This window comes from Burkholderia sp. Z1 (assembly GCF_014893795.1).
GTDB classification, from domain to species: domain Bacteria; phylum Pseudomonadota; class Gammaproteobacteria; order Burkholderiales; family Burkholderiaceae; genus Burkholderia; species Burkholderia theae.
In genome coordinates this window covers 2,375,387-2,399,004 of record NZ_JACFYL010000001.1, presented here as the reverse complement: position 1 = coordinate 2,399,004, position 23,618 = coordinate 2,375,387, and the positions used below count along the sequence as shown (strand labels likewise).

General features: G+C 66.6%; 23 protein-coding genes. 18 read left to right on the top strand and 5 right to left on the bottom strand.

The features are described 5' to 3' along the window. From rseP to H3H55_RS11050, 9 genes are all read left to right on the top strand, one after another. Positions 1 to 1,386: an RIP metalloprotease RseP gene (rseP, locus tag H3H55_RS11090; protein WP_193098628.1), complete on the top strand. Its 1,386-nt coding sequence runs from the start codon at positions 1 to 3 to the stop codon at positions 1,384 to 1,386. Between the two features lie 61 nt (positions 1,387 to 1,447). Next, positions 1,448 to 3,757: an outer membrane protein assembly factor BamA gene (gene bamA / locus H3H55_RS11085; protein ID WP_193098627.1), complete on the top strand. Its 2,310-nt coding sequence runs from the start codon at positions 1,448 to 1,450 to the stop codon at positions 3,755 to 3,757. Between the two features lie 64 nt (positions 3,758 to 3,821). After that, positions 3,822 to 4,319, top strand: coding sequence for an OmpH family outer membrane protein (locus H3H55_RS11080; protein WP_048248617.1), 498 nt, complete (start codon positions 3,822 to 3,824; stop codon positions 4,317 to 4,319). 16 nt (positions 4,320 to 4,335) lie between these two features. Continuing rightward, positions 4,336 to 5,415 (top strand): UDP-3-O-(3-hydroxymyristoyl)glucosamine N-acyltransferase, encoded by a 1,080-nt coding sequence (gene lpxD, locus H3H55_RS11075; RefSeq protein ID WP_193098626.1) that lies wholly within the window; start codon positions 4,336 to 4,338, stop codon positions 5,413 to 5,415. A 129-nt stretch (positions 5,416 to 5,544) separates the two neighbouring features. Continuing rightward, a complete protein-coding gene (gene fabZ, locus H3H55_RS11070) occupies positions 5,545 to 6,012 on the top strand; it encodes a 3-hydroxyacyl-ACP dehydratase FabZ (RefSeq protein ID WP_017331951.1) in 468 nt (155 codons plus the stop codon). A gap of 58 nt (positions 6,013 to 6,070) precedes the next feature. Next, positions 6,071 to 6,859 (top strand): acyl-ACP--UDP-N-acetylglucosamine O-acyltransferase, encoded by a 789-nt coding sequence (gene lpxA, locus H3H55_RS11065; RefSeq protein ID WP_129512423.1) that lies wholly within the window; start codon positions 6,071 to 6,073, stop codon positions 6,857 to 6,859. A gap of 3 nt (positions 6,860 to 6,862) precedes the next feature. Then, on the top strand, positions 6,863 to 8,032 hold the full coding sequence (gene lpxB / locus H3H55_RS11060) for a lipid-A-disaccharide synthase (protein ID WP_043888491.1): 1,170 nt from the start codon (positions 6,863 to 6,865) through the stop codon (positions 8,030 to 8,032). Beyond that, positions 8,029 to 8,673 carry a ribonuclease HII gene (gene rnhB, locus H3H55_RS11055; protein ID WP_193098625.1) on the top strand — a complete coding sequence of 215 codons (645 nt, stop codon included), beginning with the start codon at positions 8,029 to 8,031 and terminating at the stop codon, positions 8,671 to 8,673. The genes lpxB and rnhB overlap by 4 nt, the downstream gene beginning before the upstream one ends. After that, on the top strand, positions 8,670 to 9,452 hold the full coding sequence (locus H3H55_RS11050; protein ID WP_193098624.1) for a TrmH family RNA methyltransferase: 783 nt from the start codon (positions 8,670 to 8,672) through the stop codon (positions 9,450 to 9,452). Before rnhB ends, H3H55_RS11050 begins: the two co-directional genes overlap by 4 nt. A 109-nt stretch (positions 9,453 to 9,561) precedes the next feature. On the opposite strand, the gene H3H55_RS11045 is transcribed toward H3H55_RS11050, so the two are convergent. Next, complete coding sequence (locus H3H55_RS11045) at positions 9,562 to 10,377, bottom strand: pyruvate, water dikinase regulatory protein (RefSeq protein ID WP_048248608.1); 816 nt, start codon at positions 10,375 to 10,377, stop codon at positions 9,562 to 9,564. Positions 10,378 to 10,752: 375 nt separating this feature from the next. Here H3H55_RS11045 and ppsA point away from each other — a divergent pair, with 375 nt between their 5' ends. The 3 genes from ppsA to H3H55_RS11030 all read left to right on the top strand — a co-directional run bounded on the left by ppsA (position 10,753) and on the right by H3H55_RS11030 (position 14,809). Further along, a complete protein-coding gene (gene ppsA / locus H3H55_RS11040; RefSeq protein WP_129512419.1) occupies positions 10,753 to 13,152 on the top strand; it encodes a phosphoenolpyruvate synthase in 2,400 nt (799 codons plus the stop codon). A gap of 253 nt (positions 13,153 to 13,405) precedes the next feature. Continuing rightward, the gene (locus H3H55_RS11035; RefSeq protein WP_048248606.1) at positions 13,406 to 13,840 is read left to right on the top strand and encodes an NfeD family protein; all 435 of its coding nucleotides are present in this window, start codon (positions 13,406 to 13,408) and stop codon (positions 13,838 to 13,840) included. A 33-nt stretch (positions 13,841 to 13,873) separates the two neighbouring features. Continuing rightward, entirely contained in the window at positions 13,874 to 14,809 is a 936-nt protein-coding gene (locus H3H55_RS11030; protein WP_048248604.1) for an SPFH domain-containing protein, read from the top strand. Between the two features lie 249 nt (positions 14,810 to 15,058). Here H3H55_RS11030 and smpB read toward each other — a convergent pair whose 3' ends face one another. After that, the gene (gene smpB, locus H3H55_RS11025) at positions 15,059 to 15,505 is read right to left on the bottom strand and encodes an SsrA-binding protein SmpB (RefSeq protein WP_048248603.1); all 447 of its coding nucleotides are present in this window, start codon (positions 15,503 to 15,505) and stop codon (positions 15,059 to 15,061) included. 98 nt (positions 15,506 to 15,603) lie between these two features. Between smpB and H3H55_RS11020 the strand changes: the two genes are divergently transcribed. Beyond that, a complete protein-coding gene (locus tag H3H55_RS11020; protein ID WP_048248602.1) occupies positions 15,604 to 16,041 on the top strand; it encodes a type II toxin-antitoxin system RatA family toxin in 438 nt (145 codons plus the stop codon). Positions 16,042 to 16,045: 4 nt separating this feature from the next. Then, entirely contained in the window at positions 16,046 to 16,369 is a 324-nt protein-coding gene (locus H3H55_RS11015) for an RnfH family protein (protein ID WP_193098623.1), read from the top strand. Between the two features lie 54 nt (positions 16,370 to 16,423). Here the strand turns inward: H3H55_RS11015 and H3H55_RS11010 are convergent, their stop codons facing one another. From H3H55_RS11010 to H3H55_RS11000, 3 genes are all read right to left on the bottom strand, one after another. Continuing rightward, positions 16,424 to 17,407: a DMT family transporter gene (locus H3H55_RS11010; protein WP_193098622.1), complete on the bottom strand. Its 984-nt coding sequence runs from the start codon at positions 17,405 to 17,407 to the stop codon at positions 16,424 to 16,426. A 110-nt stretch (positions 17,408 to 17,517) separates the two neighbouring features. Then, the gene (locus H3H55_RS11005; RefSeq protein WP_193098621.1) at positions 17,518 to 18,210 is read right to left on the bottom strand and encodes a DUF5074 domain-containing protein; all 693 of its coding nucleotides are present in this window, start codon (positions 18,208 to 18,210) and stop codon (positions 17,518 to 17,520) included. Positions 18,211 to 18,241: 31 nt separating this feature from the next. Continuing rightward, the gene (locus tag H3H55_RS11000) at positions 18,242 to 19,462 is read right to left on the bottom strand and encodes a helix-turn-helix domain-containing protein (protein WP_193098620.1); all 1,221 of its coding nucleotides are present in this window, start codon (positions 19,460 to 19,462) and stop codon (positions 18,242 to 18,244) included. A gap of 114 nt (positions 19,463 to 19,576) precedes the next feature. Between H3H55_RS11000 and H3H55_RS10995 the strand changes: the two genes are divergently transcribed. From H3H55_RS10995 to H3H55_RS10980, 4 genes are all read left to right on the top strand, one after another. Next, entirely contained in the window at positions 19,577 to 20,341 is a 765-nt protein-coding gene (locus H3H55_RS10995; protein WP_193098619.1) for a DUF899 domain-containing protein, read from the top strand. Between the two features lie 30 nt (positions 20,342 to 20,371). Next, positions 20,372 to 21,178, top strand: a complete 807-nt coding sequence (locus H3H55_RS10990) for a DUF2182 domain-containing protein (RefSeq protein ID WP_193098618.1) — start codon at positions 20,372 to 20,374, stop codon at positions 21,176 to 21,178. A gap of 290 nt (positions 21,179 to 21,468) precedes the next feature. After that, the gene (gene guaB / locus H3H55_RS10985) at positions 21,469 to 22,929 is read left to right on the top strand and encodes an IMP dehydrogenase (protein WP_048248592.1); all 1,461 of its coding nucleotides are present in this window, start codon (positions 21,469 to 21,471) and stop codon (positions 22,927 to 22,929) included. A gap of 6 nt (positions 22,930 to 22,935) precedes the next feature. Continuing rightward, positions 22,936 to 23,541, top strand: a complete 606-nt coding sequence (locus H3H55_RS10980) for a hypothetical protein (protein WP_193098617.1) — start codon at positions 22,936 to 22,938, stop codon at positions 23,539 to 23,541. The last annotated feature ends 77 nt before the right edge of the window (positions 23,542 to 23,618 follow it).

The following is a 23,618-nucleotide window of genomic DNA, read 5'->3' as shown; positions in this document are numbered from 1 at the left end:
ATGAACGTGCTGGTCGAACTGATCGCGTTTGCGGTGGCGATCGGGGTGCTGGTCGTCGTGCATGAGTACGGACATTATCGCGTCGCGCGCTGGTGCGGCGTGAAGGTGCTGCGTTTCTCGATCGGCTTCGGCCAGCCCGTCGCACGCTGGGTCAGCCGCAGGACGGGCACCGAGTGGACGCTGTCCGCGCTGCCGCTCGGCGGCTACGTGAAGATGCTCGACGAGCGCGATCCGGGCCCCGGCATCAAGCCCGAGGAACTCGGGCAGGCGTTCAACCGGCAGTCGGTCTACAAGCGCATCGCGATCGTCGCGGCCGGGCCCATCGCGAACTTCCTGTTGGCAATTGCGCTGTTTTCCGTCGTATTCGCCACCGGCGTGACCGAGCCGGCCGCAGTCGTCGCGCCGCCGGCCGCCGGTACGGTAGCGGCGCGCGCGGGTTTCGACGGCAGCGAGACGATCGTGTCGATCCGCAACGTGCGCGTAGGCGATGCGCAGGGCGGCGAGTCGGAGCCGGTGCGATCGTGGTCGGACCTGCGCTGGAAGCTGCTGGCGGCCGCGTTCGATCACCGCGAGATCGTGCTCGGCGCGCGCGACGGCAGCGCGACGTTCGATTTCCGCGTCGACCTCCGCAATGTTCCCGAAAGTCAGCTCGACGACGATTTCATGGCCCACCTGGGCTTCGAGACCGGCGGCGGCACGCTGTCGGTCGCATCGGTGCAGCCCGGCAGCGCGGCGGAGCAGGCGGGCCTGAAGGCCGGCGACAAGCTGGTCGCGCTCGACGGCAAGCCGATCGGCGGCGCGTCGCGCTTCATCGATTCGGTGAAGCACCATGCGGGCAAGGCGCTCGACCTGAAGATCGAGCGCGACGGCGCCGCGCAAACGGTATCGATCGTGCCGCAGATGCAGCGCGACGACGAATCGGGGCAGCAGGTCGGCCGCATCGGCGCGGCGCTGTCGATGCACACGCCGTCGGTCGACGTGCGCTACGGGCCGATCGAGAGCCTGCAGCTCGGCGCGCACCGCACGTGGGACATCTCCGTGTATTCGCTGCGAATGTTCGGGCGGATGATCACGGGCAACGCGTCGCTGAAGAATCTATCCGGCCCCGTGACGATCGCGGACTACGCGGGCAAGAGTGCGCGGCTCGGTCCGTCGGCCTTCCTGTCGTTCCTCGCCCTTGTCAGCATTAGCCTTGGCGTCCTGAACTTGTTGCCGATTCCCGTTTTGGACGGGGGGCATCTGTTATATTATGCGGTTGAAGCCGCGACCGGGAAAGCCGTCTCGGAGCGCTGGCAGCTGATTCTGCAAAGAGCCGGGTTGATCTGCATCGTCGCGTTGTCGGCGATCGCGCTGTTCAACGATCTGGCTCGGTTAATCCATTTCTGAAGCGTCAGGCGGCGGCCGCTCGGCAGCCGCCCGATTTGATGCAGCTAAATATTGGGGATGCATGTTGTTCAAACCTCATCGCTTTGTACCTAAGACAGTTGCGGCGGCCGCGCTTGCCGCTCACGGCCTCGCGGCGCATGCAGCGGCACCGTTCGTGGTGCAAGACATCAAGATCGAGGGGCTGCAGCGCGTCGAAGCGGGTTCGGTGTTCGCATATCTGCCGATCAAGCAGGGCGATACCTTCACGGACGACAAGGCATCCGAAGCAATCCGCGCGCTGTACGCGACGGGCTTTTTCAACGACGTTCGCATCGCCACGCAGGGCAACGTCGTCATCGTGCAGGTGCAGGAGCGTCCGGCCATCGCGTCGATCGACTTCACCGGCACGAAGGAATTCGACAAGGACAACCTGACGAAGGCGCTGCGCGCAGTCGGCCTCGCCGACGGCCGCTACTACGACAAGGCGCTGGTCGACAAGGCGGAGCAGGAGCTCAAGCGCCAGTACCTCACGCGCGGCTTCTACGCGGCCGAGGTCAAGACGACGATCACGCCGGTCGACGCGAACCGCGTGTCGATCCTGTTCGCGGTGGCCGAAGGCCCGAGCGCGAAGATCCGCCAGATCAACTTCATCGGCAACAAGGCGTTCAAGACCAGCACGCTGCGCGACGAGATGCAGCTGTCGACGCCGAACTGGTTCTCCTGGTACACGAAGAACGACCTGTACTCGAAGGAAAAGCTCACAGGCGACCTCGAGGCCGTGCGCTCGTACTACCTGAACCGCGGCTACCTCGAGTTCAACATCGAGTCGACCCAGGTGTCGATCTCGCCCGACAAGAAGGACATGTACCTGACGGTCACGCTGCACGAAGGCGAGCCGTACACGATCTCGGGCATCAAGCTGTCGGGCAACCTGCTCGACCGCGAAGCCGAACTGAACAAGCTGATCAAGATCAAGGCGGGCGACCGCTTCTCGGCCGAAAAGCTGCAGCAGACCACCAAGTCGATCGTCGACAAGCTCGGTGAATACGGCTATGCATTCGCGACCGTCAACGCGCAGCCGGACATCGACCAGGCGAACCACAAGGTGAACCTGAACCTCGTCGTCGATCCGAGCCGCCGCGTGTACGTGCGCCGCATCAACGTCGTCGGCAACACGCGCACGCGCGACGAAGTGGTGCGCCGCGAAATGCGCCAGCTCGAAAGCTCGTGGTTCGATTCGAACCGTCTCGCGCTGTCGAAGGACCGCGTGAACCGTCTCGGCTACTTCACCAACGTCGACGTGACGACGGTGCCGGTCGAAGGTACGAACGACCAGGTCGACGTGAACGTGAAGGTCGATGAAAAGCCGACCGGCGCGATCACGCTGGGTGCCGGCTTCTCGTCGACGGACAAGGTCGTGCTGTCGGCCGGCGTGTCGCAGGACAACGTGTTCGGTTCGGGTACCAGCCTGTCGGTGAACGTCAACACCGCGAAGAGCTACCGCACGCTGACCGTCACGCAGGTCGACCCGTATTTCACGGTCGACGGCATCAAGCGGATCACGGACGTCTACTACCGCACGTACCAGCCGCTCTACTATTCGACGAGCTCGAGCTTCCGGATCATCAGCGCGGGCGGCAACCTGAAGTTCGGCATCCCGTTCTCGGAAGTCGACACCGTCTACTTCGGCGCGGGCTTCGAGCAGAACCGCCTCGACGTCGATTCGAACACGCCGCAGAGCTACCAGGATTACGTGAACCAGTTCGGCCGCGTGTCGAACACGGTGCCGCTGACCGTCGCGTGGTCGCGCGACGCGCGTGACAGCGCGCTGATTCCGAGCCGCGGCTACTTCACGCAGGCGAACATGGAGTACGGCGTGCCGGTCGGCAAGATCCAGTACTACAAGGCCGACCTGCAGGCGCAGTACTACTATTCGTTCTCGCGCGGCTTCATCCTGGGCATGAACCTGCAGGGCGGCTACGGTAACGGTATCGGCAACCCGTACCCGATCTTCAAGAACTACTACGCGGGCGGTATCGGCTCCGTGCGTGGCTACGAGCCGAGCTCGCTGGGCCCGCGCGACACGAAGACGAACGACCCGATCGGCGGTTCGAAGATGGTGGTCGGCAACATCGAACTGACGTTCCCGCTGCCGGGCACGGGCTACGACCGCACGCTGCGCGTGTTCACGTTCCTCGACGGCGGTAACGTGTGGGGCAACGCGCCGGGCGGCACGAGTACGGGCGCCAACGGCCTGCGTTACGGCTATGGTGTGGGTCTGGCGTGGATCTCGCCGATCGGCCCGCTGAAGCTGAGCCTCGGTTTCCCGCTGCAGAAGCACGAAGGCGACCAGTATCAGAAATTCCAGTTCCAGATCGGGACGGCGTTCTGATCGAACGCATGACAACAGCAACGAGAGGGTAATTTTGCTAACCGGTAAGTTTTCGAAACGAGTGATGTGCGCGCTGACCGTTGCGCTGGCCTTGGGCGCGGCAACGGTGCACGCACAGGACGTCGCCCGCATCGCGGCGGTCAATTCGGATCGGATCCTGCGCGAGTCGGCGCCCGCGAAGGCGGCGCAGACGAAGCTCGAAGCCGAGTTCGCGAAGCGCGACAAGGATCTGCAGGACCTGGCGGCGCGTCTGAAGTCGATGTCCGATTCGCTCGACAAGAACGGCACGTCGCTGTCGGCGGCCGATCGTGCGCAGAAGCAGCGCGATCTCGCGCAGCTCGATACCGACTTCCAGCGCAAGCAGCGCGAGTTCCGCGAAGACCTGAACCAGCGTCGCAACGAGGAACTGGCGGCCGTGCTGGAGCGGGCGAACAAGGTCATCAAGCAGATTGCCGAGCAGCAGAATTACGACCTGATCGTGCAGGAAGCCGTGTACGTCAGCCCGCGCATCGACATCACCGACAAGGTGCTCAAGGCGCTCGCGTCCGGCTCGACGAACTGAACGGAGCAGACGACGAATGGCATTGACGCTTGAGGAACTCGTAAAGCGGTTCGGCGGCGAGATCGCCGGCGACGCACAGTGCAAGGTGAGCGGGCTCGCACCGCTCGACCAGGCAGGCCCTCAGCAGCTCGCGTTCCTCGCGAATCCGAAGTACCTGTCGCAGGTCGAGTCGACCCGCGCAGGCGCGGTGTTGATCGCACCGAAGGATCTGGAAAAGCTGGGCGCGGCCGCTAACGGCCGCACCTTCGTTGTGACGCCGAATCCGTACGCGTACTTCGCGCGCGTCGCGCAGATGTTCATCGACCTGGCCACGCCGCCGCGCGCCGCCGGCGTGCATCCGAGCGCGACGGTCGATCCGGCCGCGCAGGTCGCCGCGAGCGCGGTGATCGGCCCGCACGTGACGGTCGAGGCCGGCGCGGTGATCGAAGACGGCGTGCAGCTCGACGCGAACGTATTCGTCGGCCGCGGCACGACGATCGGCGCGGGCTCGCATCTTTATCCGAACGCATCGGTGTACCACGGCTGCAAGGTCGGCCCGCGCGCGATCATCCATTCGGGTGCCGTGATCGGCTCCGACGGCTTCGGCTTCGCGCCGGATTTCGTCGGCGACGGCGACGCGCGCACCGGCAGCTGGGTCAAGATCCCGCAGGTCGGCGGCGTATCGATCGGCCCGGACGTCGAGATCGGCGCGAACACGACGATCGATCGCGGCGCGATGGCGGATACCGTCATCGAGGAATGCGTGAAGATCGACAACCAGGTGCAGATCGCCCACAACTGCCGGATCGGCGCCTACACGGTGATCGCCGGCAAGGCAGGCATCGCGGGCAGCACGACGATCGGCCGCCACTGCATGATCGGCGGCGCGGCCGGGATCGCCGGCCACGTGACGCTCGGCGACTATGTCATCATCACCGCGAATTCGGGCGTGTCGAAGTCGCTGCCGAAGGCCGGCATCTATACCAGCGCGTTCCCGGCCGTCGACCACGGCGAATGGAACAAGAGCGCCGCGCTCGTGCGCAATCTCGACAAGCTGCGTGATCGCATCAAGGCGCTCGAAGCCACGCTTGCCGCCCAGGGCGGCACGGACGCCTGAGCGCACCATGCGAGACCACGAACCGGGCACGGCCAGCGCAACCGGCCCGGTTTGCCAGACTGGGCCGCGCGGCGGCCCGCTTCAGCCTTTGCATCACCACCGCGCAGCATCTGCGTGAGACGAACCATCATGAGCACTGAAAAAATCAATCTCGACATCCACAAGATCCTCACGCTGCTGCCGCATCGCTACCCGATTCTGCTCGTCGATCGCGTGCTCGAACTCGAGCCGCACAAAGGGATCAAAGCGCTGAAGAACGTGTCGATCAACGAGCCGTTCTTCCAGGGGCATTTCCCGAAGCGGCCGGTGATGCCGGGTGTGCTGATCCTCGAGGCGCTCGCGCAGGCCGCGGCGCTGCTGACCTTCGCGGAAGAACAGCCGAAGGATCCGGAGAACACGCTGTATTACTTCGTCGGGATCGACGGCGCCCGCTTCAAGCGGGTGGTCGAACCGGGCGATCAACTGATTCTGAACGTGACGTTCGAACGCTACATCCGCGGCATCTGGAAATTCAAGGCGGTGGCGGAAGTGGACGGGAAGGTGGCGGCGGAAGCCGAGCTGATGTGCACGGTCAAGACGACCGACGCGGCGCCCTGAGCGACGCGGCACGCATGGGCAACGCAACGCGACACATCACATCGAGAGGCAACGGCGCATGACCAGGATTCATCCCACCGCGATTGTCGAACCGGGCGCGCAGATCGACGAGTCGGTCGAGATCGGCCCGTACGCGATCGTTGGTCCGCATGTCACGATCGGCGCGCGCACGACGATCGGCTCGCACAGCGTGATCGAAGGCCATACGACGCTCGGCGAGGACAACCGCATCGGCCATTACGCGTCGGTCGGCGGCCGTCCGCAGGACATGAAGTACAAGGACGAGCCGACGAAGCTCGTGATCGGCAATCGCAACACGATCCGCGAATTCACGACGATCCACACGGGCACCGTGCAGGACGTCGGCGTGACGACGCTCGGCGACGACAACTGGATCATGGCCTACGTGCACATCGGCCATGACTGCCGGGTCGGCAACCACGTGATCCTGTCGAGCAACGCGCAGATGGCCGGCCACGTCGAGATCGGCGACTGGGCGATCGTCGGCGGGATGTCGGGCGTTCACCAGTTCGTGCGCATTGGCGCGCACTCGATGCTGGGCGGCGCGTCGGCACTCGTCCAGGACATTCCGCCGTTCGTGATCGCGGCAGGCAACAAGGCCGAGCCGCACGGGATCAACGTCGAAGGGCTGCGCCGGCGCGGTTTCTCGGCCGACGCGATCTCGGCGCTGCGCAGCGCTTACCGCCTGCTGTACAAGAACGGCCTGTCGTTCGAGGAAGCGAAGGTGCAACTGCGCGAGCTGGCGGAGGCGGGCGGCGAGGGCGATGCGCCCGTGAAGGCGCTCGTCGAGTTCATCGACGCGTCTCAACGCGGCATCATCCGCTAAGCGATGCCGCTTCCGACCAATCAGCTTCGGCTCGCGATGGTGGCCGGCGAGCCGTCGGGCGACCTGCTCGCAGCGTCGCTGCTCGGCGGTCTGCGCGAGCGGCTGCCCGAATCGGCCCAGTATTACGGGATCGGCGGGCAGCGGATGATCGCGCAGGGCTTCGACTCGCACTGGCAGATGGACAAGCTGACCGTGCGCGGTTATGTCGAGGCGCTGGGCCAGATTCCCGAGATCCTGCGGATTCGCGGCGAACTGAAGCGCCAGCTGCTCGCCGAGCGGCCGGACGCGTTCATCGGCGTCGACGCGCCCGACTTCAATTTCAACGTCGAACAGGCCGCGCGCGACGCGGGCATCCCGTCGATCCACTTCGTGTGCCCGTCGATCTGGGCATGGCGTGGCGGCCGGATCAAGAAGATCGCCAAGTCCGTCGACCACATGCTGTGCCTGTTCCCGTTCGAACCGGCGATTCTCGACAAGGCAGGCGTTGCATCGACCTACGTCGGCCATCCGCTGGCCGACGAGATTCCGCTCGAGCCCGACACGCACGGCGCGCGCATCGCGCTGGGACTGCCGGCCGACGGCCCCGTGATTGCGGTGCTGCCGGGCAGCCGGCGCTCGGAGATCGCGCTGATCGGCCCGACGTTCTTCGCGGCGATGGCGCTGATGCAGCAACGCGAGCCCGGCGTGCGATTCGTGATGCCGGCGGCGACACCTGCGCTACGCGAGTTGCTGCAGCCGCTCGTCGACGCGCATCCGCAGCTGGCATTGACGATCACCGACGGCCGCTCGCAGGTCGCGATGACGGCCGCCGACGCGATCCTCGTGAAGAGCGGCACCGTCACGCTGGAAGCCGCGCTGCTGAAGAAGCCGATGGTGATCTCGTACAAGGTGCCCTGGCTGACCGGGCAGATCATGCGCCGGCAGGGTTACCTGCCGTATGTCGGCTTGCCGAACATCTTGGCGGGGCGCTTCGTCGTGCCCGAGCTGCTGCAGCATTTCGCGACGCCCGAGGCGCTGGCCGATGCGACGCTCACGCAGCTGCGCGACGACGCGAACCGCCGCACGCTGACCGAAGTGTTTACCGAAATGCATCTTTCGCTGCGGCAGAACACGGCCGCGAAGGCGGCCGAAGCGGTCGTGCGCGTGCTCGAACAACGCAAGGGGCGCGCATGACGGCAGTACGTGCAACGCGTCGCCGCGCATCGAGCGACGTGCAGGGCGGCTTCGACTTCAGCCGGCCCGACGAGATCGTCTGCGGTGTCGACGAAGCCGGGCGCGGCCCGCTCGCGGGGCCGGTGGTGGCCGCCGCGGTGATCCTCGATCCGGCGCAGCCGATCGAAGGCCTCGACGATTCGAAGGCGCTGTCCGCGAAGAAGCGCGACGCGCTGTACGACCTGATCGTCGCGCGTTCGCGCGCGTATTGCGTCGCGTCGGCAAGCGTCGACGAAATCGATACGCTGAACATCCTGCACGCGACGATGCTGGCGATGAAGCGGGCCGTCGAAGGCCTGTCGGTGCTGCCGACGCTCGCACAGATCGACGGCAACCGTTGCCCGCCGCTGACGGTGCGTGCCGAGGCGATCGTCAGCGGCGACGCGCTCGTACCGAGCATCTCGGCCGCATCGATCCTCGCGAAGGTCACGCGCGACCGCATGCTCGTCGACCTGCACGAACGCTTCCCGGTGTACGGCTTCAACGTGCATGCGGGTTACGGCACCGCGAAACACCTTGCCGCGCTGCGCGAGCACGGCCCGTGCGAAGCGCATCGGCGCACGTTCGCCCCCGTTCGTGCGGCACTCGACCTGATTCGATGAAAAGCATCACTTCCCGCGACAACCCGCTGTACAAGCGCCTGAAGGCGCTCGCGGGTTCGACGTCCCAGCAGCGCCGCGGCGGTCAGGCACTGCTCGAAGGGTTCCACCTCGCCAGCGCGTACCTCGATACGGGTGCCACGCCCGAGCTGTGCGTCGCCACCGAAGGCGCGCTCGGCCACGCCGAGGCACAGGCGATCGTCGCGCGCGTCGACGCGCAGCGTGTCGTCACGCTGCCCGATGCGCTGTTCGGACAGCTGTCGAGCGTCGTCAACGGCGTCGGTTTCCTGCTGCTCGTCGACCGGCCGGCACATCCGCTGCCGGAGCGCGTGATGCACACGTCGGTCGTCCTCGACGGCGTGCAGGATGCCGGCAACGTCGGCTCGATCCTGCGCAGTGCGGCCGCGGCCGGCGTGCGCCATGTATTCTGCGCGCCGGGTACGGCCTACGCGTGGTCGTCGAAGGTGCTGCGTTCGGGCATGGGCGCGCACTTCCTGCTGTCGATCCACGAGGATGTGGCGCCCGATGCGCTCGCCGAACGGCTCGACGTACCGGTCGCGCTGACCGACTCGCACGGCGCGCAGGCGATCTACGATTGCGACCTGTCGGGGCCGGTGGCATGGGTGTTCGGCAACGAGGGCGCCGGCGTATCGGCGTTCTGGCGCGATGCGGCGACGCATCGCGTGACGATTCCGCAGCCGGGCGGGATGGAGTCGCTGAATGTTGCCGCTGCTGCGGCGGTGTGCCTGTTCGAACAGGTGCGACAGCAGCGGCACGCATGATGCCCGGGCGTGCACTGCCGCACGCGCAACCCGCACAACGAAAAATGGCCGCGTCGAACGCGGCCTTTTTGTTTCCGGCGGCGGCCAGGGGCCGCACGCGCGCAGAGGCTCAGTACGACTGCCGGTCGAGGCGGATTTCCTGCAGGATCGTCGTCGCAATTTCCTCGATCGACTTGTGCGTCGACGACAGCCACTTGATCCCTTCGCGGCGCATCATCGCTTCGGCTTCGTTGATCTCGTAGCGGCAGTTCTCGGGCGCCGCGTACTTGCTGCCCGGCCGGCGCTCGTTGCGGATCTCCGACAGGCGCTGCGGGTCGATCGACAGCCCGAACAGCTTCTCGCGGTGAGTGGAGAGCGACGACGGCAGCTTGCCGCGTTCGAAATCTTCCGGAATCAGCGGATAGTTCGCGGCCTTCACGCCGTACTGCATCGCGAGATACAGGCTCGTCGGCGTCTTGCCGCTGCGCGACACGCCGACGAGGATCACGTCGGCTTCCGACAGGTTGCGGTTCGACTGGCCGTCGTCGTGTGCGAGCGAGAAGTTGATCGCCTCGATCCGAGTCTTGTATTCCTCGGTGTCCGCGTTCTGGTGGCCGCGGCCCATCGCGTGGCTCGACTTGAGCTCCAGTTCCTGCTCGAGCGGCTCGACGAAGCGCTGGAACATGTCGAGCACGAGCGCGTTCGAGCGTTTGACGATGTCGTTCGACTCGCTGTCGACAAGTGTCGTGAACACGATCGCGCGGCGGCCGTCGTGCACGGCGGCGTCGTTGATCTTCTCGACGGTCGCGTAGGCCTTGTCGGGCGAGTCGATGAACGGCACGCGCACGAGACGGAATTTCTGGTCGAACTGGGAGAGGATCGAGTGCGCGAAGGTTTCGGCAGTGATCCCGGTGCCGTCGGAGACGATGAATACGGTAGGCAGCATGAATCTGGGCGTCGAACGTGAAGGGCGGTTGCGCGGGGGGCTGGAGGTTCGCCTCCAGACGCAGTGACAAGGTCGCGCCACATCCGGCAGCCGGCACGGTAGAATAGCGGCAACCTGTTGGATAAGCAATTGCGGGGGCAGGGCGCGAACGGCGCCGTCGGCTTGCCCGCTCGACTCCAAAATTCCCGGCAAGTTCGGCGATTTGTCTGAATATATCGCCCTTCTGCCGGGATTTTTGCAAATCGGGTCGGAAGATTTCCGCCGATGCGATTGTTTATCTAACAGGTTGCGCAAGACGCGCCGCGCCTTTTTGCAAGCGCCCGCGTCCGAGCCCACTTGCGCAATCGAGTATTTTTTTCACACTTAGGGGCTTGTATGACTAACGCAGCAAACGTCGCAAAGGACCAGGCGTATGTAATTCCGTTCGAGCAGTTGCGGATGACCGATGTGGAGATCGTGGGCGGCAAGAATGCGTCGCTCGGCGAGATGATCAGCCAGCTTTCCGAGGCTGGCGTTCGCGTACCCACCGGTTTCGCCACGACCGCGCTCGCTTTCCGCGATTTCCTCACGCACAACGACCTGACCGATCGGATTGCCAAGCGTCTCGAGTCCCTCGACATCGACGACGTGAAGGCGCTCGCCGAAGCCGGTGCCGAAATCCGCAAGTGGATCGTCGACGCACCGATGCAGGCGCGCCTCGAGCAGGAAATCCGCGCGCAGTTCGAAGTCCTGAAGAACGGCTCGCCGAGCGAGCTGTCGTTTGCCGTGCGCTCGTCCGCGACCGCGGAAGACCTGCCGGACGCATCGTTCGCCGGCCAGCAGGAGTCGTACCTGAACGTCGTCGGCATCGAGGACGTGCTCGACCGCATGAAGCACGTGTTCGCGTCGCTGTACAACGATCGCGCGATCTCGTACCGCGTGCACAAGGGTTTCACGCACGCCGAGGTCGCCCTGTCGGCCGGCGTGCAGCGCATGGTCCGCTCGGACGTCGGCGCGGCCGGCGTGATGTTCACGATCGACACCGAATCGGGCTTCAAGGACGCCGTGTTCATCACGTCGAGCTATGGCCTGGGCGAAACCGTCGTGCAAGGCGCGGTGAACCCGGACGAGTTCTATGTGTTCAAGACGACGCTCGCGCAGGACAAGTACCCGATCATCCGCCGCTCGATCGGCTCGAAGCTGATCAAGATGGAATTCACGCAGCCGGGCGAGCCGGGCCGCGTGAAGACGGTCGACGTGCCGCACGAACAGCGCAACCGCTACTCGATCACCGACGAAGACGTGATCGAGCTGGCGAAGTACGCGGTCATCATCGAGAAGCACTACCAGCGTCCGATGGACATCGAGTGGGGCAAGGACGGCCGCGACGGCAAGATCTTCATCCTGCAGGCACGCCCGGAAACGGTGAAGAGCCAGGCGACCGGCAAGGCCGAGCAGCGCTTCAAGCTGAAGGGTCAGTCGCAGGTGCTGGCGACGGGCCGTGCGATCGGCCAGAAGATCGGCGCGGGCCCCGTGCGCGTGATCCAGGATCCGTCGGAAATGGAACGCGTGCAGCCGGGCGACGTGCTGGTTGCCGACATGACCGATCCGAACTGGGAGCCGGTGATGAAGCGCGCGGCTGCGATCGTCACGAACCGCGGCGGCCGGACCTGCCACGCGGCGATCATCGCGCGTGAGCTCGGCGTGCCGGCTGTGGTCGGCTGCGGCGACGCGACCGACATCCTGAAGGACGGCGCGCTCGTCACCGTGTCGTGCGCGGAAGGCGACGAAGGCAAGATCTACGACGGCCTGCTCGAGACGGAAGTCACGGAAGTGCAGCGCGGCGAACTGCCGGAAATCCCGGTCAAGATCATGATGAACGTCGGCAACCCGCAGCTCGCGTTCGACTTCTCGCAACTGCCGAACGGCGGTGTGGGCCTCGCGCGTCTCGAGTTCATCATCAACAACAACATCGGCGTTCACCCGAAGGCGATCCTCGAGTACCCGAACATCGACCAGGACCTGAAGAAGGCGGTCGAGAGCGTCGCGCGCGGTCACGCGTCGCCGCGTCAGTTCTACGTCGACAAGCTGACGGAAGGTGTCGCGACGATCGCCGCGGCGTTCTATCCGAAGCCCGTGATCGTGCGTCTGTCCGACTTCAAGTCGAACGAGTACAAGAAGCTGATCGGCGGTTCGCGCTACGAGCCGGATGAGGAAAACCCGATGCTGGGCTTCCGCGGCGCATCGCGCTACATCGCCGAAGACTTCGCGCCGGCGTTCGAGATGGAATGCCGTGCACTGAAGCGCGTGCGTGACGAGATGGGCCTGACCAACGTCGAGATCATGGTGCCGTTCGTGCGTACCGTGAAGCAGGCGGAGCGTGTGGTCGGCCTGCTCGAGAAGTTCGGCCTGAAGCGCGGCGAAAACGGCCTGCGCCTCGTGATGATGTGCGAAGTCCCGACCAACGCGATCCTCGCCGAAGAGTTCCTCGAACACTTCGACGGTTTCTCGATCGGCTCGAACGACCTCACGCAGCTCACGCTTGGCCTCGACCGCGACTCGGGCATGGAACTGCTGGCAGTCGACTTCGACGAACGCGATCCGGCTGTCAAGTTCCTGCTGAAGCGTGCGATCGATACCTGCCGCCGGATGGGCAAGTACGTCGGCATCTGCGGCCAGGGTCCGTCCGATCACCCGGACTTCGCGCAATGGCTGACCGACGAAGGCATCGTGTCGATCTCGCTGAACCCCGACACGATCATCGAAACGTGGCAGGCGCTGGCCAACCGGAAGTAACGGCCGGTAATGCATCTTCGGCGAAAGGGCGGCACCGCTACTCTTTCGATGAAGGCAAAATGCAAGGTTCATGCTATAAACACCCCGGTAGGCACCGGGGTGTTTTTGTTTGTCGGTACGCACCGGGCCGCTCCCAACGTGCCGACCGTCCTCTCGGGGGCGGCGAACGGGTCGATCCGGAGTCGTGCTTCGGCGCATAATCCGGGCCCATGCAACGCAGGTGCGCGTTGGGGACGTTTTTCTGGAGACCACAATGATGTCGGGGCATCTGTTCTGGTGGGTCGCGGTGGGCGTGCTGGTCGTGGCCGAGCTGCTGACGGGCACGTTCTACCTGCTGATGATCGCGCTCGGCTTTCTCGCGGGCGGGTTGCTGCAGCTGGCCGGTTTCGCGCCGCACGTGCAGTTCGGCGCGGCTGCCGCGGTCGCGATCATCGCGATGATCGTGCTGCGCCGTTCGGGGCTCGGCCGCAAGCAGAAGCGCGACACGTCGACGAATCCCGACGTCAATCTCGATATCGGCTCGACCGTCATGGTCGATGCGTGGCGTGACGGCCGCGCGCGCGTGCAGTATCGCGGTGCCGACTGGGACGTCGAGCTGGCGAACGGCGAGCGCGACGACGCGCGTGTGTATCAGGTGAGCGCCGTACGAGGCAACTGTCTCGTGGTCGTGGCGAAACCCGCGGGCTGATTGTCCGCTGATAAAACAAGGAGGGAACGCTTCATGGATTCGCTGATCATCTGGGTTGTCCTGCTCGTCATCGCGATCGTGATCGTGTCGAAGACGGTGAAGATCGTGCCGCAGCAACATGCGTGGGTGCTCGAGCGTTTCGGGCGCTATCACGCGACGCTGTCGCCCGGTCTCAATATCGTGCTGCCGTTCGTCGATCGCATCGCATACCGGCACGTGCTGAAGGAAATTCCGCTCGATGTGCCGAGCCAGATCTGTATCACGCGCGACAACACGCAGTTGCAGGTCGATGGCGTGCTGTATTTCCAGGTGATGGACCCGATGAAGGCGTCGTACGGGTCGAGCAACTTCGTGTTCGCGATCACGCAGCTGTCGCAGACGATGCTGCGCTCGGTGATCGGCAAGCTGGAGCTCGACAAGACCTTCGAGGAGCGCGACTTCATCAACCACAGCATCGTGTCGGCGCTCGACGACGCCGCCGCGAACTGGGGCGTGAAGGTGCTGCGCTACGAGATCAAGGACCTGACGCCGCCGAAGGAAATCCTGCACGCGATGCAGGCGCAGATCACCGCCGAGCGCGAAAAGCGCGCGCTGATCGCCGCCTCCGAAGGCCGCAAGCAGGAGCAGATCAACCTCGCGTCGGGCGCTCGCGAGGCGGCGATCCAGAAATCCGAGGGCGAGCGGCAGGCCGCGATCAACCAGGCGCAAGGCGAGGCCGCCGCGATTCTTGCCGTGGCCGAGGCGAACGCGCAGGCGATCCAGAAGATCGCGAACGCGATGCAGTCGCAGGGCGGGATGGACGCGGTGAACCTGAAGGTCGCCGAACAGTATGTCGGCGCGTTCGCGAATCTCGCGAAGCAGGGCAATACGCTGATCGTGCCGTCGAACCTGTCGGATCTCGGTTCCGCGGTCGCGTCGGCGCTGACGATCGTCAAGAGCGCGTCGCCGGCCGCGGGCGGAAAGGGCTGAGCCGGTGCGCCCGGTGCGCGGGTGGCCGCAGTATGCGGCGATCCGCGTGCGGCGAATCGTCGCGCAGCCGGGCGAGTTCGGCTGGGGCCCGTAGGGTGCCTTCGGCACGAATCGCCAGTCGAAACCACCGGCGTTGCGCGCCGAATGCCGCTGGCAGCCTCCGGGTGACCGGCGCGCACGATTCAGGAACCCAAAGCAACACGGCCCGCTTCGAGCGGGCCGTGTCGTTTGTGATGCGGGTTGCGCGCGTCAGGTGCCGGCGCGCATGATGCGTGCCTTTTCGCGTTCCCAGTCGCGTTTCTTCTCGGTTTCGCGCTTGTCGTGCAGCTTCTTGCCCTTCGCGAGCGCGATGTCGCACTTCACGCGACCGCCCTTGTAGTGGAAGTTCAGCGGCACAAGCGTGTAGCCGCGCTGCTCGACCTTGCCGATCAGTTTCTTGATCTCGTCGCGGTGCAGCAGCAGCTTGCGCGTGCGAACCGGGTCGGGCGTGATGTGTGTCGAGGCTTCGGGCAGCGGGCTGATGTGGGTGCCGATCAGGAAGATCTCGCCGCTCTTCACCACGACGTAGCCTTCCCTGATCTGGCCACGCCCGGCGCGCAGCGCCTTGACCTCCCAGCCCTCCAGCACGAGCCCCGCCTCGTAGCGTTCCTCGATGTGATAATCGAAGTGCGCTTTCCTGTTGTCGATGATGCTCATGAATGGATTGGGCCAACTCGTTTAAAATCACGATTTTAGCAAAGCGGGGCGAGAATCGCCCGGCTTGCGTTCCCACCTTCAGCGATGCCGCGCGATTTATGGCAGATGTCCAGAAAACCGTATTGATCCGTCACTCGGCGGAACAGATGTTCGACCTCGTCACCGACGTGGCCGACTACCCCAATTTCCTGCCCTGGTGCGGCGGCGTCGAGATTCGCCGTCAGGACGAGAGCGGGATGGAAGCGCGCATCGACATCAACTTCAAGGGCATCAAGCAGCATTTCGCGACGCGCAACACGCAGGAGCGCCCGACGCGGATCGACATGGAGTTCACGGACGGTCCGTTCAAGAAGTTCACGGGCACGTGGCGCTTCACGGCGCTGCGCGCCGATGCGTGCAAGATCGAATTCGCGCTGCATTACGAGTTTTCGAGCATTCTGCTTGAGAAGATCATCGGGCCCGTGTTCAGCCACATCGCGAACACGTTCGTCGATTCGTTCGTGAAGCGCGCGGACCAGCGCTACGGGAAGGGGTGACGCGATGCTGTCGATCGAAGTCTGTTATGCGCGGCCGGACCGCCAGACGCTGATTCCGCTGTCGCTGCCCGAAGGGGCGACCGTTCGCTCGGCGATCGACGCGAGCGGCGTGCTCGCGCTGCACCCGGAGATCGATCTCGCGCACGCGAAGACGGGCGTGTACGGCAAGCTCACGCCGCTCGATGCGCCGCTCGCCGACCACGACCGTGTCGAGATCTACCGCCCGCTGATCGTCGATCCGAAGCTCGCGCGACAGCGACGCGTCGACAAATCCCGCCGCGCCGGCTCCGTCGAGGGGCGCAAGTGGATGCACAAGGACGCGCGCTGACACGCTCGGTTTCGCGCCTTTCGTTCCGATTCGTCTGATCAAACGCCGCGGCGCTCAGTGGGCCGCGGCGTTTGCGTTTGCCGATGCGCTGCCCGGCGTATTGCCGCCGGCGGGCGTGTCGCCGTGCTGTCGTACCGACCCGTAGACGCCCGCGAGCAGCAGCACGAGCGCGGCGATTTCGAGCGCGTGCGGCATCCGCTGGTCGTACACGAACGCATAAAGCATCGCGAACACGGTTTCGAACACGATCAACTGGCCCGACAGCGTGAGAGGCAGCCGCTTCGACGCGGCATTCCACAGTCCGTTGCCGAGCCACGACGCGCCGATCGCGAGCACGAGGTTCAGCAGCCAGAACAGCTGCCAGCGTGAGGCCGGGACGGCCGCCTGCACCGTGCCGGCCGGCAGCGCGAGGATCGCGATCCAGCAGAGGCCGCCGATCAGGCCGGTCACGACGCCCCACAGCACCGACCACTCGTTGCCGCCGAAATGATGATGGCGCTGCAGGTAACGCGCGTTCGCGACCGCGTACCAGGTCCAGCTTGCAAGCGCGCCCGCCGCGCAAGCGATCCCTGCGAGCTTCTGGCCGAGCGTCGTCGCGTGCGCGGCCTCGGACGTGAACAGGTCGACGTTGATACAGACGATGCCCGCGATCACCAGCCCGAGCGGCGCGGCGAGCCGCCGCAGCGGCACGGCGCCGTGGTCGCCGAGGCCCGCGAGCGTGACGGTGACGGGCAGCACGCCGACGATCAGCGAGCTGGGCGCGATGCCGATCAGGTGCACGGCGCCGGACAGCAGCATGTAGTACGCGACGTTGCCGACGACGGCGAGCTTCACGAGGGCGACGAGATCCTCGCGCGTCAGCCGCGCGAGCAGCGACCGGGCGGCCGGCAGCGCGGCCGCGAGCGAGACGAGGCCGTACATCGTGTAGCGGCCGGCGCTCAGCAGCAGCGGGGAGAAATCGGTCAGCAGCCGCGGGACGAGAAACACCATGCCCCACATGGCACCGGCCAGGACACCATAAACCACACCGCGCTGCATCGACCGCTCCGAACAAATGACTGATGAGCGGGCATGTTAGCGACGCCGTCCCGACGGCGTCTTGTTCAATCCTGCACTCGGCGCGCGGCGGCGCGGCGACTGGCGGCGGCTCAGGCGTCTGCCGGATCGTGCGTGGCTCCCGCGCCGTCGCCCGACGTGCGCGCCTGCGAGTGCGCCGGCCGCCGCACGGCGCGCAGCTTGCCGCTGTTGCCGCCGCCGCAGTAGAAACGGTCGCGGCCGTCGGATTCGAGCCCCGACACGCCGACGCCGGGCGGCATGTCGACCTGTTCCAGCACCTGTCCCGTGCGCGGATCGATGTGCCGCAGCTCGCTCTGGTCGGCTTCCCAGGTGCCGTGCCACAGCTCGCCGTCGACCCACGTCACGCCGGTGACGAAGCGGTTCGACTCGATCGTGCGCAGCACGGCGCCGGATTCCGGATCGATCTGATGAATCTTGCGTTCGCGGTACTGGCCGACCCACAGCGTGCCTTCGGCCCATGCGAGCCCCGAGTCGGCGCCGCCACCGGGGGCCGGGATCGTCGCGAGTACGCGGCCCGATTCGGGATCGATCTTCTCGATGCGGTCCTCGACGATCTGGAACAGGTGGCGGCCGTCGAACGCGGTGCCCGCATGCGCGGCGACGTCGATCGAGCGAACGGTCGTGCCGCGTTCCGGATCGAGCGCATTCAGCTTGTCGCCGGATGCGTACCACACGTGCTGCCCGTCGAACGTGACGCCGTGCACGCCGTCGACGCCCGGAAACGGGCCGTATTCGCGAATGATGTCTGCGCTGGAGCGTTTCATGTTCGTCACCTCGTGGTTCGGTGAGGTCATCCTAATCTCCCGGCAGCGGCGCCGGGAGTAACAAGGTGGTCGCGAATCCGGGCAGCGGCGGTGTCAGCCAGCGGCGCGCGCGGCCGCGGCCGAGCGCCTGCACCTTGTCCGCTTCGGCGAGCGCGTCGAGCGCGCGTTGCACGGTGCGCTGGCTCGCGCCGAGTGCGAGCGCCAGCGCGGAGCTCGACCACGCCTCGCCGTCGGCGAGGAGCGCGAGCACGGCCGCGTGGCGATCGTCGACCGGGCGTGCGAGGACGACGGTCTCGCGCACGCCGAGCGGTTCGAGCGCGAAGCCGCGCGGCGTCGCGACGACGTTCGCGAGCGGCCGCAGCACCGCGCGCAACCGGCCGATCTCGACGCGCAGGCGCGCGCGATGCGATTCGTCCGCATGTTTCGCGCGGAACGCGGCGGCGACGAGCGCGTTTCTCGACACGTCGGCCGGCCATGCCTCGCCGAGCGCACGGGCGAGCACGAACAGCACGGGGCGCCGCGCGAGCGACACGGTCGTGCGGGCGTCGCGCACCGTGTGGCGGCACGCATCGACGACGAGCGCATTTGACGCGAACAGCGTTTCGACTTCGTCGAGCTGCACGAGTCGCGACGTGCCGCGCGCGATGAGTCGCGCGGCCGGTGCATCGAGCACGCGTGCCGCGGTGTCGACTTCGGCCGTCAGCGCGGCGATGCCGGCGTCGCGGGCGGCCGCGCGCGCACGGACGAGCGCGGCGCGGGCCACATGCGTGCGGATGCGGCGCATCGCGATGCCGGCAGCGATCAGCTCGTGGGCGGTACGCGACGCGGCCGGCAGCGGTGCGGGATCGAGGTTCGCGAGCATCCGTTCGGCATCGTCGACATGACCGATCAGCAGCAGCCGGCGCACGCCGAGATAACGTGCATGCGCGGCGTTCGCATGGTCGCCGTGCGCGTCGAGCGTCGCGCAGGCGGCATCGAGCGCGCGTGTCGGCCAGCGGAGATCGCGCGACGCTAGCGCGATCTCCGCTTCCGCAACGACGCAGCGCGCACGCGCCACGGCTTCCTTCGCGCCGAACGCGCGCGCGGCACTGCGCACGAGTACGCGCGCGCGCTCGAAATCGCCGAGCTGCGCCATCGCGATGCCCCGCAGCGCGAGCGCCGGCGCATCGTCGCGCAGCGCGACGCGGTTCAGCGCGCCGAGCGCGTCACCGGCCGCGAGCGCGCGCGCGGCTGCCGTGATCAGCGAATCCATTCGAATCCCGACACACTTGTCACTCCCTTCGGTCCGATGCCCGGCACTAATCTAGCACCACGCACACGGCCCCGTACGCCGTGCCTGAATACCCAACGGAAGGAGGCACCCGCAATGACGACCCATCTCACCGGAACACGCAACGAATGGCTGGCCGAGCGCAGGGCGCTGCTCGACGCGGAAAAGGCGCTGACGCGGCAAAGCGACGAACTCGCGCGGCGGCGCCAGGCACTGCCATGGGTGCGCGTCGACAAGACTTACCGGTTCGACACCGAAGACGGACAGGCGACGCTCGACGACCTGTTTCGCGGCCGTTCGCAACTGCTCGTCTATCACTTCATGTTCGGCCCCGACTACAAGGCCGGCTGCCCGTCGTGCTCGGCGCTTGCCGACGGCTTCGCCGGCTTTGCCGTGCACCTGGCGAACCACGACGTGACGCTCGCGGCCGTGTCGCGCGCACCGCTCGCGAAGCTGCTCGCCTACCGGCAGCGGATGGGGTGGACCTTTCCGTGGGCGTCGTCGGTCGGCAGCGATTTCAACTTCGACTTCAACGTGTCGTTCACCGAAACGCAGCAGCGCACGGGCGACGTCGAATACAACTACGCGCGGTCGGGCCATGCGATGGACATGGATCCGCCGCCGCCGGTGGTCGCGCAGTTCGCGGCGACCTGCGGCACCGACGCGGCCACGTATTCGCTCGACCGGCCAGGGATGAGCGCGTTCGTGCGCGAGGATGGCGTCGTCTATCACACGTACTCGACCTATGCGCGCGGGCTCGACGGGTTGTGGGGGATGTACCAGTGGCTCGATCGCGCGCCGCTCGGGCGTAACGAGGCGGGCGCCTGGTGGCGCCGCCATGACGAGTACGCGCGCGGCTGAGCGCGTGCCGGCGACGGACCGGAGCGTGCGATGACACAGCCGGCAGCCGGTGATACGGGCCCCGCTTCGCGGGCATTCGCGGTGGCGCTCCTGGCCGTGTTCGCCGTTGCCGCGACGGCGACGCTGGCGCAGCACGCGTCGATGGCCGCGATGGGCGGCGAACCGATGCCCGGCGGCTGGATGATCTCGGCGACCTGGCTGTGGCCGTGCGGCTGGGGCGCCGGCCGCGCGTTCGCGGCATTCGCCGCCATGTGGGGCGCGATGACGGTGACGATGATGCTGCCCGTGCTTGCGCCGACGCTCTGGCAGTACCGGCAGCACGTCGGTCCGCTGGCCGCGACGCGTTCGACCTGGCTCGTCGTCGTCGCGGGCGCCGGGTATTTCTCGGTATGGATGGCGTTCGGCGCGCTTGCATTTCCGGCCGGCGGCGCGCTGACGGCTGCCGCGGCGCGGCTGCCGGCACTGGCCCGCATGATGCCGTTCGCGGCCGGCGCGGTCGTGTCCGGCGCGGGCGTGCTGCAGTTCTCGGCGTGGAAGGCGCGGCGGCTGGCCTGCTGTCGGCACGCGGCGCCGCACGCGTGCGTGCCACGCGTGGATACGGGCGCCGCATGGCGGCACGGCGTGCGAGCGGCCATGCGTTGCAGCGCCTGTTGCGGGAACCTGATGGCGATCGCGCTGGCGGCCGGCGTGATGGATCTGCGCGTGATGGCCGCGGTGACGGTCGCGATCGCCGCCGAGCGCCTTGCACCGGCCGGCGGGCGTGTGGCGCGGATCGTCGGCGGCGTCGCGATCGGGGGCGGCATCGCGATGATCGCGCGTGCGGCCGGGCTGCTGTAAGACCGGGGAAGCGAGCCGTATTGCGGGCCGCTGCGGTGCGTCGCCGGCCCGTGTGCGACCGCGGCCGTCACCGCCGCGTGGCCCGGCCGCGACAGCCGCGCGTGCCGCGGCGCGGCCGTTTGCGCGAATGGCTCGATGCGGCGGTGAAACGAAAGGCGATCGAAAACGAACCGAACGGCGATCCGAACGATTCGGCCCCCGAACGCCTGGAAACGGCTAAGCCGTTGTTCGTGTTGTGAAAATTCGCAGCGCTTCGCGTATAATTCGCTTTTGCGCCCATAGGATTTGCCATGCGTCTGATCCAAAAAGCACTCACTTTCGATGACGTGCTCCTCGTTCCCGCCTTCTCCGACGTTCTGCCGCGCGACACCAGCCTCAAGACCAAGCTGACCCGCAACATCTCCCTGAACATGCCGCTCGTGTCCGCCGCCATGGATACGGTCACCGAAGGTCGCCTCGCGATCGCGATGGCGCAGCAGGGTGGTGTCGGTATCGTCCACAAGAACCTCACGCCGGCCGAACAGGCCCGCGAGGTCGCGAAGGTCAAGCGTTTCGAATCGGGCGTCGTCCGCGATCCGATCACGGTGCCGCCGCAAATGAAGGTGCGCGACGTGATCGCGCTGTCGCGCCAGCATGGCATCTCGGGTTTCCCGGTCGTCGAAGGCCCGCAGCTCGTCGGCATCGTCACGAACCGCGACCTGCGTTTCGAAACGCGCCTCGATGAGCCGGTCAAGTCGATCATGACGCCGCGCGAGCGTCTCGTCACGGTCAAGGAAGGCACGCCGCTCGCCGAAGCGAAGGCGCTGATGCACAGCCACCGCCTCGAGCGCGTGCTGGTCGTCAACGACGCGTTCGAACTGCGCGGCCTGATGACCGTCAAGGACATCACGAAGCAGACCGAGCACCCGGACGCGTGCAAGGACGAACACGGCAAGCTGCGCGCAGGCGCGGCGGTCGGCGTCGGTGCCGACAACGAAGAGCGCGTCGAACTGCTCGTGCAGGCCGGCGTCGACGTGATCGTCGTCGATACCGCGCACGGCCACAGCAAGGGCGTGCTCGAGCGCGTCCGCTGGGTCAAGCAGAACTTCCCGCACGTCGAAGTGATCGGCGGCAACATCGCGACGGCCGCCGCCGCGAAGGCGCTCGTCGAATACGGCGCGGACGCGGTCAAGGTCGGTATCGGCCCGGGCTCGATCTGCACGACGCGGATCGTCGCGGGTGTCGGCGTGCCGCAGATCAGCGCGATCGCGAACGTCGCGGACGCACTGAAGGGCACGGGCGTGCCGTGCATCGCCGACGGCGGCGTGCGCTTCTCGGGCGACGTGTCGAAGGCCCTCGCGGCCGGCGCGAACGCGGTGATGATGGGCAGCATGTTCGCGGGCACCGAAGAGGCACCGGGCGACGTGTTCCTGTACCAGGGCCGCCAGTACAAGTCGTACCGCGGCATGGGTTCGGTCGGTGCGATGAAGGACGGCGCGGCGGACCGCTACTTCCAGGACAACTCGGCGAACATCGACAAGCTCGTGCCGGAAGGCATCGAAGGCCGCGTCGCCTACAAGGGCTCGGTCAACGCGATCCTGTTCCAGCTGGTCGGCGGTGTGCGCGCCAGCATGGGCTACTGCGGTTGCCGTTCGATCGACGAGCTGCACGACAAGGCCGAATTCGTCCAGATCACCGCGGCGGGCATGCGCGAGTCGCACGTGCACGACGTGCAGATCACGAAGGAAGCGCCGAACTACCACGTGGACTGATCGCCGATGAAACCGCTGCTGCGAGCCGTGCTGATCATCGATGCCGTACTGCTGCTGGCGTTCGGCGTGCTGTTCGTGCTGACGCCCTGGCAGGCGCTCTTCAACGCGCTGCAGCTTGCGAACATCCAGCCGGCGATGCTCGGCCAGGCGTTCGGCATCGCGTTGCTCGGGCTCGCGTGGCTCGCGTTTCATGCGGCGTTCAACGGCGACCTCACGGCGCCCGTCGCGCGCTCGGTCGGCCACGTGTACTGGCTGACCGGCGTACTCACGATCGTCTGGTCGATCGGCACCGGCAGCGGTCCCGCGCTCGCGGCGGCCGGCAGGGTGCTGTCGGCCGTGGCCGGTGTCGCGCTGATCGTGCTCGGCCTCGGCGGCGTGCGGCTCGCATCGGCCGTGCGCCGGCGCGAGAAAGCGCAGGCGCTCGAGGCGCGCGCGCCGGCGCAGCGTCCGGCCGAGCCGGCGGTGGCGCCGGCGTCCTCGTCCGCACCGCAGCGTGTCGAACCGGTCGTCAGCCGTCCCGCGGCGCCCGCAGCACCGTCATCGGCCGCATCCAGTCCATCGTCAGGCTCGGGCACCGTCGCACTCGACGAGCGCTCGCCGACGCAGGACTGACCGGCCATGCGTCGTGCGTGCCGCCTGCCGCCCGACGCCGCTGTCCATGCTATTGACGCAGCGCTCGATGCGCTGCT

Coding starts and splice junctions, on each gene's coding strand:
- bamA (WP_193098627.1), top strand. CDS start 1,448: ATGTTGTTCAAACCTCATCGCTTTGTACCTAAGACAGTTGCGGCGGCC.
- lpxA (WP_129512423.1), top strand. CDS start 6,071: ATGACCAGGATTCATCCCACCGCGATTGTCGAACCGGGCGCGCAGATC.
- H3H55_RS11015 (WP_193098623.1), top strand. CDS start 16,046: ATGCTGTCGATCGAAGTCTGTTATGCGCGGCCGGACCGCCAGACGCTG.
- H3H55_RS11020 (WP_048248602.1), top strand. CDS start 15,604: ATGGCAGATGTCCAGAAAACCGTATTGATCCGTCACTCGGCGGAACAG.
- H3H55_RS11080 (WP_048248617.1), top strand. CDS start 3,822: ATGTGCGCGCTGACCGTTGCGCTGGCCTTGGGCGCGGCAACGGTGCAC.
- H3H55_RS11050 (WP_193098624.1), top strand. CDS start 8,670: ATGAAAAGCATCACTTCCCGCGACAACCCGCTGTACAAGCGCCTGAAG.
- ppsA (WP_129512419.1), top strand. CDS start 10,753: ATGACTAACGCAGCAAACGTCGCAAAGGACCAGGCGTATGTAATTCCG.
- H3H55_RS11030 (WP_048248604.1), top strand. CDS start 13,874: ATGGATTCGCTGATCATCTGGGTTGTCCTGCTCGTCATCGCGATCGTG.
- lpxB (WP_043888491.1), top strand. CDS start 6,863: ATGCCGCTTCCGACCAATCAGCTTCGGCTCGCGATGGTGGCCGGCGAG.
- lpxD (WP_193098626.1), top strand. CDS start 4,336: ATGGCATTGACGCTTGAGGAACTCGTAAAGCGGTTCGGCGGCGAGATC.
- H3H55_RS11005 (WP_193098621.1), bottom strand. CDS start 18,210: ATGAAACGCTCCAGCGCAGACATCATTCGCGAATACGGCCCGTTTCCG.
- H3H55_RS10990 (WP_193098618.1), top strand. CDS start 20,372: ATGACACAGCCGGCAGCCGGTGATACGGGCCCCGCTTCGCGGGCATTC.
- H3H55_RS11000 (WP_193098620.1), bottom strand. CDS start 19,462: ATGGATTCGCTGATCACGGCAGCCGCGCGCGCGCTCGCGGCCGGTGAC.
- H3H55_RS10995 (WP_193098619.1), top strand. CDS start 19,577: ATGACGACCCATCTCACCGGAACACGCAACGAATGGCTGGCCGAGCGC.
- H3H55_RS11045 (WP_048248608.1), bottom strand. CDS start 10,377: ATGCTGCCTACCGTATTCATCGTCTCCGACGGCACCGGGATCACTGCC.
- smpB (WP_048248603.1), bottom strand. CDS start 15,505: ATGAGCATCATCGACAACAGGAAAGCGCACTTCGATTATCACATCGAG.
- guaB (WP_048248592.1), top strand. CDS start 21,469: ATGCGTCTGATCCAAAAAGCACTCACTTTCGATGACGTGCTCCTCGTT.
- rnhB (WP_193098625.1), top strand. CDS start 8,029: ATGACGGCAGTACGTGCAACGCGTCGCCGCGCATCGAGCGACGTGCAG.
- fabZ (WP_017331951.1), top strand. CDS start 5,545: ATGAGCACTGAAAAAATCAATCTCGACATCCACAAGATCCTCACGCTG.
- H3H55_RS11035 (WP_048248606.1), top strand. CDS start 13,406: ATGATGTCGGGGCATCTGTTCTGGTGGGTCGCGGTGGGCGTGCTGGTC.
- H3H55_RS10980 (WP_193098617.1), top strand. CDS start 22,936: ATGAAACCGCTGCTGCGAGCCGTGCTGATCATCGATGCCGTACTGCTG.
- H3H55_RS11010 (WP_193098622.1), bottom strand. CDS start 17,407: ATGCAGCGCGGTGTGGTTTATGGTGTCCTGGCCGGTGCCATGTGGGGC.
- rseP (WP_193098628.1), top strand. CDS start 1: ATGAACGTGCTGGTCGAACTGATCGCGTTTGCGGTGGCGATCGGGGTG.